The sequence below is a fragment of the Gilliamella sp. Imp1-1 genome (genome assembly GCF_001690415.1).
Classification (GTDB): Bacteria; Pseudomonadota; Gammaproteobacteria; order Enterobacterales; family Orbaceae; genus Gilliamella; species Gilliamella bombi.
In genome coordinates this window covers 1-6,457 of sequence record NZ_LZHK01000126.1, presented here as the reverse complement: position 1 = coordinate 6,457, position 6,457 = coordinate 1, and the positions used below count along the sequence as shown (strand labels likewise).

Here is a 6,457-nt window from a genome sequence, read left to right as displayed (position 1 = left end):
ACATGTGTAAATTTCTAATCCAAAACTTTTAAAAATATATAATCAATTGATGAGTAAGGAAATTTATTTTGAAATTACCGTCCCTTCTTCCAATAACGCTAGCAATTATTTTAAGTGGTTGTACTGTTTTACCTCATTCAGGACCAAATTTTTCATCTATAAAAAATATAAATAAACAACATGCTGAATTAGATAAAATTTATAATAAAGTAAAAATCGTTAATTTAAATATTTCACCTGATTCTATAAAAGAAGCGCAAACTAATTTATTTAACTTTACAAAGCTTATTAATGAAAGAGATAGCCAAGATAAAAAAGTTGATAATATAGGTAAAGGCGATAGTATAAAGATTTCTGTAATTGAAACCCCTCCAGCAATACTGTTTGTAGGTTCAGGTGATACAGGTGCTCCAAAAACTGGATTAACTGAATTACCAATAGTAATTGTTGATTCTAAAGGGTTTATTTCTTTGCCGTTTGTTGGAAATGTGAAAGTTGCTAATAAAACTCCCACTCAGCTACAAAAAGAAATAATTGAAAAGTTATCTGGAATTGCAAATAGACCCCAAGTAATTGTCACTGTTTTAGAAAAACGTTCTTCAAATGTTACAGTTATTGGTGATAAATTTAGTGGTAAAATGCCTATAACAGCTAAGGGGGAGCGTTTATTAGATGCCGTTACCATGTTAGGTAGCAATATGTATGATATTAAAGATACTTTAATACAAGTCACTAGGAATAATAAAGTTAATAAAATTCCACTAAGTTTAGTATTATCTAATCCTAAATTTAATGTTCATCTTCAAAAAGATGATGTTATTACTTTGATTAATAAGCCTAGTTCTTTTATTTCTATGGGGGCAATAGGCTCAACAAAAGAAGTCAGATTTGAAGCTGTTGGAATTAATTTGTCACAAGCATTAGCTCGTATTGGTGGTTTACGAGATAGTCAATCTGATGCTCGAGGTGTTTTTGTGTTTAGATATCAAGACACTTTATCGATAGATAATAAGAAAGAGCTTGTACCAACGGTTTACCAAATAGATTTAAATAATCCTAATTCATTCTTCATAATGAAGAATTTCCAAATTAAGAATAATGATATTGTTTATGTTGCATCTGCACCAATTCTAGAACTACAAAAATTCTTATATGCGATTTTCTCACCAGGTGTTGGCGTTGTTAATCAAATTAACCAGATTAGTGAATAAGTTTTTAATTATTGCACTCGTGAGATTTTATGTTTTTAAATTTTAAAAGAAAAAAAAGTTGGTTATTACATCTAATTGTATCATTACCAACTTTATTATCGATAATTTATTTTGGATTAATTGCTGAAAATATTTATACATCTGAAGCAACATATATTATACGTTCTTCAGATACTCAATCATCATTGGGAGGATTGGGAAGTTTTTTTTCAAAAGTTGGAATTTCACGCTCTAATGATGATTCATATGTTGTTTTGTCATATATAAAATCTAGAGATGCTCTATCCTCTGTTGAAAAAGTTTTACCAGTACAAAAGTGGTATACTCAAAAAGGCGATATAATATCTCGATTTAATGGATTTAATCTTGACTCGTATAATAAAAAAGAATATTTTTATCGATACATGAGTAATATGATAAGTGTCAATTTTGACAGTTCTACAGGTATTGCTACAATTAGTGTAAATGCTTTTGATATGCAAGATGCATTCAAAATAAATGAACAATTATTAAAACAAGCTGAAGGTTTTGTAAACCAAATAAATTTACGAGCCAAACAAGATCTCATAACCGCATCGCTAGCAGAACTGAAAAATGCTGAATCACAGATGAAGAAAGAAGCTCATGCTCTAGCTGAATTTCAAAGAAATAAAAATAGAGATGCTAATTTAGCTGAGTATCAACAGATATTAATTAATAATACGGTTGCTAAACAACAATTTGAGGCAGCCACATTATCATTACGTAATGCTCAGGTGGAAATAACTAAAAAGCAACTTTATCTAGAGCGAATAGAGCAGCCGAGTATATCAGATGTATCATTTAAACCCGCACGCATTTATAATATCATTGCAACTTTTATAATTAGCTTTTTAGTATATGGTATTATTAATTTACTTTCAGCTGGTATAAGAGAACATAAAGATTGATGACGGAAGTATTTACTAAAACATCATTTATGCGTTCATTAAAAATACAAATTAATGTATTGAATGCTTTAATTTTAAGGGAAATAATTACCCGTTATGGACGTAATAATATCGGTTTTCTTTGGCTATTTGTTGAACCTATGTCGTTAACGTTGTTAATAAGCTTAATGTGGTTTTTTTTTAAAATAAATTCTGTATCCAATCTTAATATTATTGCATTTGTATTAACAGGCTATCCAATGGTAATGATGTGGCGTAATGCTTCATCTCGAGCAAAAGGTTCAGTAACTGCCAATAAAGCATTGTTATATCATCGTAATATCAAAATTTTAGATCTAGTCTATGCACGTGTATTTCTTGAAATAATTGGGGCAAGTGCCGCTCAAGTTTTTGTTATATCAATTTTTATTTTTGCTGGACTAATTGCTATACCTTATGATCCTTTTTATATGCTATGTGCTTGGGGCTTGATGTGTTGGTTTTCTCTAGGGTTAGGTTTAATCATTTTTGTTTTATCTGCCAAATATGCAGCCTTTGATAAAATGTGGGGTACTTTAAGTTTTATCCTGATGCCTTTATCTGGAGCTTTCTTTTGGGTTGAGACTTTTCCTCATGAAATTCAAAAGTTATTGCTTTATATTCCACCAATTAATGGAACAGAAATGTTTAGAGCAGGTTATTTCGGCCCCTCAACTATAACACATCAAAATGTAAGTTATTTGCTTTTTTGTAATATAGTTTTGTTATTTGTGGGATTAACTATGGTAAAAATTAATGAGAATTATATTCTTGAGGATAATTGATGATTATTGTTAAAAATGTAGGTAAACAGTACTCAACAAGAAAAGGATATAAAACAGTCCTTAATAATATCAATTTTTCTTTACATAGAGGCGAAAAAATTGGAATTTTGGGGCGTAATGGTGCGGGTAAATCTACACTAATTAAACTTCTGAGTGAAATAGAAAAACCAACCACAGGTTCAATAATAAGAAATATGTCAATTTCTTGGCCATTAGCTTTTTCTGGTGCTTTTCAAGGTAGTTTGACGGGAATGGATAATTTAAGATTTATTTGTCGAATTTATGGATGTAATATTGAAAAAATGAAAGAATACGTTGAAAACTTTGCGGAATTAGGCGATTATTTATACGAACCAATAAAAAAATACTCTTCTGGCATGAAAGCTCGTTTAGCTTTTGCGTTGTCATTGTCAATTGAGTTTGATTGTTATTTAATTGATGAAGTGATTGCTGTTGGTGACTCTAGATTTACAGAAAAATGTAAAACAGAATTATTTGAAAATAAAAAAGATCGAGCTCTCATTCTAGTTTCACATAATATAAATGCTATACAAAATTATTGTGATAAAGCTATGGTGCTTGATGCTGGTTACTTATATCAATTTGATACAATTGAACAAGCTTATATTTACCATAATAAACAACAAAAAATTACATAAGCTTATTATTAATAGAATTCTAAATGAAAAATGTTCTGGTCTTTTCAAAAAAAATCCTAACAATAAAAAGTATTAATCACTTTTTTTCTGATCTGTCGTTTAGTAAAAAAAAGACTAAAAAGAAAATTGATGCAGTTGCAGGGTGGGGATATCGTCCAACAACAATAAAAGCTAGGACATATGCAAATAAACATTTACTACCATTTATTGCTCTTGAAGATGGATTTTTACGCTCTATTGGTTTAGGTCTAGAAGGCTATCCTCCACTATCACTTATTGCTGATAGTATTGGCATTTATTATGATTCTAGAAAACCATCAGAATTAGAAATGTTAATTAAAGATAAAACGAATTTAAATCAATATATAAATGAAGCAACCTTTGCATTAAAATTAATTATTGAGGCGCAGCTATCAAAATATAATCATGCACCTGATTTTTGTGGTTTCGAGGATAAAACCAATAATAAAAATAAAAAAGTATTAGTTATCGATCAAACATTTGGAGATATGGCTGTCGAGCTAGGTGGAGCAAATCAACAAACTTTTATATCAATGCTAAATTGTGCAGTTAATGAGAACCCTCTTTCAACAATTTATGTAAAAACCCATACAGATGTAATTAATGGATACAAGAAAGGTTATTTAACTCAAATAGCTAACCAAAAATCAATCATGTTATTTAGTGAAGATGTCAACTCTCTTTCATTGCTTAAACATTTTGATAAAGTGTATGTCGTTACATCGCATATGGGATTTGAAGCACTTTTATTGGGTAAACAGGTTATTACCTTTGGTTTACCTTGGTATGCTGGTTGGGGTGTCACTGATGATCGACATAAAAATATAAAACATTTACGAGCAAATGGTAGAAGAACTCAAGCCACAATCTTAGAGCTGTTTATTGCAAGCTACATATTATATTGTAAATACATTAATCCTTATACAGGAAAAAAGGGAACTATTTTTGATGTTATTGACTATTTAATCAAAATCAAAACACTCAATAATAAACTTAGAGGTACGATTAACTTAGTTGGATTTTCATTCTGGAAGAAACAAGTACTGTTACCTTATTTAAGGCTACCTTCTGTAAAATGTCGTTTTTTTTCAGTGGGTAAATATATAAAAATTCTTAATGACAAAGATGCAAAGAACGAACTTAAAACTGAGAAATTATTAATATGGGGGCAAGGGAAAAAAGGGTTACTTCCAATTATTAACAGTATGAATCCATTTCGTATTGAGGACGGCTTTATCCGCTCTATTGGTTTAGGATCCAATCTAGTTATGCCATATTCATTGGTTATTGATAAACTAGGTATTTATTTTAATTCCCAAAATATTAGTGAATTAGAGTTTTTATTAGCAAATAAAAAAGTCACTAAAAAGGAAAAAGAAAAAGCTAGCTCACTACAAAACTTACTAATTGTAACTAAATTAGGTAAATACAATGTTGGTAAGAAAATGAATATTAGGCCTATTGAAAATAAAGAAAAAATCATTTTAATACCTGGACAGGTTGAGGATGACGCATCTATTTTATATGGTTCTCCTATTATAAAAACAAATTTAGAATTAATAAAAGCTGTTAGACAAAATAATCCAGACGATTATATTGTTTATAAACCTCACCCAGATGTTTTAAGTGGTAATCGAAAAGGCGAAGTTGATATATTAGAAATAAAAAAATATGTTGATAATATTATTGAATTTGTTGATATTATCGATTGTATTGAGCAAGTTGATGAAATCCATACAATTACTTCATTAGCAGGTTTTGAAGCTTTAATCAGAAATAAACTAGTAGTGTGTTATGGGCAACCATTTTACTCTGGCTGGGGATTAACAATCGATATATATCCTAATGTTAGAAGAAATAGGTCATTAACAATCCATGAACTAATTTATATAGTTATGTATGATTATCCTATTTATATTCATCCTGATTCTTTAAAATTTACCGATCCAGAAACTTTAATAAATTATTTAAATAATAAAAAATTAAAAGCTTCAAGAGAAATTAAACAGGTTTGGTTAAAAAAACAATTTAACAAGTTAAAACAAATTGTTTTTCTTATTTATAAATTAAATAAAATTAAATAGTTATATTTTTGTTTTAGGAGAAAATAGAGCTATTTACACTCATAAACAAAATAATCCACTAAAATCTTATAAGGCGTTTGTAAATACCCGAAACTTAGTACTACACAACTAACGTAGAAAATTAAGCAACCTGTTTAGTGTTTTGTATTCAATCGGTGTCATGTTATTTAATGCCTCAATGCGATCTTTCGGTGTTATAAATCGTTAACCATTCTTTGGTTATTCTCTTTGCTTGCGCTAAGTTATTAAAAAGATATAAATCAAGTACTTCAGTACGATAGGTACGATTAAATCGTTTAATATAGCCATTTTGATATGGGCTACCTAGCTCCATATAATTTAGCCCAGTTGGTAAAGGTTTTTCCTGTAAATTCAGACCTGTAACTCTCCCCTAAAATAGTACAGCAAAAAAGTAGAAAATTCTCTATGATAAAAGTAAAAGGGGATTTAATGATGAAAAAAATGACTGAACATCAAATCGTCGCTATTTTAAAAGAAGCTGAAGCAGGTATTCCTGTCAAGGAACTCTGCCGTAAATATGGTATGGGTAATTCAACTTTTTATAAATGGCGGGAAAAATACGGCGGCATGGAAACTTCGGATATCAAACGCTTAAAAGAGCTGGAGGCTGAAAACCGCAAACTTAAGCAGATGTTTGCCGAGCTGAGCTTAAAATCACAGCTTCAGGAAGAAATCATAAAAAAGCTTTAGTGCCCACAAAGGCACGTAAAACGTGGGCACAGCAACTAC

5 protein-coding genes and 2 pseudogenes are annotated in these 6,457 nt (G+C 29.8%); 6 read left to right on the top strand and 1 reads right to left on the bottom strand.

The features are described from left to right. Nucleotides 1–68: 68 nt before the first annotated feature. From A9G38_RS10295 to A9G38_RS10275, 5 genes are read left to right on the top strand one after another with little or no spacing between them, the layout of a single operon-like run. On the top strand, nucleotides 69–1,211 hold the full coding sequence (locus A9G38_RS10295) for a polysaccharide biosynthesis/export family protein (RefSeq protein WP_034913153.1): 1,143 nt from the start codon (nucleotides 69–71) through the stop codon (nucleotides 1,209–1,211). Nucleotides 1,212–1,240: 29 nt separating this feature from the next. Beyond that, nucleotides 1,241–2,140, top strand: a complete 900-nt coding sequence (locus A9G38_RS10290) for a hypothetical protein (protein WP_034913158.1) — start codon at nucleotides 1,241–1,243, stop codon at nucleotides 2,138–2,140. Next, a complete protein-coding gene (locus A9G38_RS10285) occupies nucleotides 2,140–2,943 on the top strand; it encodes an ABC transporter permease (protein ID WP_034913161.1) in 804 nt (267 codons plus the stop codon). Before A9G38_RS10290 ends, A9G38_RS10285 begins: the two co-directional genes overlap by 1 nt. Further along, the gene (locus A9G38_RS10280) at nucleotides 2,943–3,602 is read left to right on the top strand and encodes an ABC transporter ATP-binding protein (protein ID WP_034913166.1); all 660 of its coding nucleotides are present in this window, start codon (nucleotides 2,943–2,945) and stop codon (nucleotides 3,600–3,602) included. Before A9G38_RS10285 ends, A9G38_RS10280 begins: the two co-directional genes overlap by 1 nt. 23 nt (nucleotides 3,603–3,625) lie before the next feature. Next, a complete protein-coding gene (locus A9G38_RS10275; protein WP_034913169.1) occupies nucleotides 3,626–5,707 on the top strand; it encodes a capsular polysaccharide biosynthesis protein in 2,082 nt (693 codons plus the stop codon). A gap of 108 nt (nucleotides 5,708–5,815) precedes the next feature. Here A9G38_RS10275 and A9G38_RS11850 read toward each other — a convergent pair. Further along, nucleotides 5,816–6,044 (bottom strand): annotated as a pseudogene (locus tag A9G38_RS11850) (integrase core domain-containing protein); the annotation flags it as partial. A 113-nt stretch (nucleotides 6,045–6,157) separates the two neighbouring features. Between A9G38_RS11850 and A9G38_RS10270 the strand changes: the two are divergent. Next, nucleotides 6,158–6,412 (top strand): annotated as a pseudogene (locus tag A9G38_RS10270) (transposase); the annotation flags it as partial. Nucleotides 6,413–6,457 lie beyond the last annotated feature (45 nt).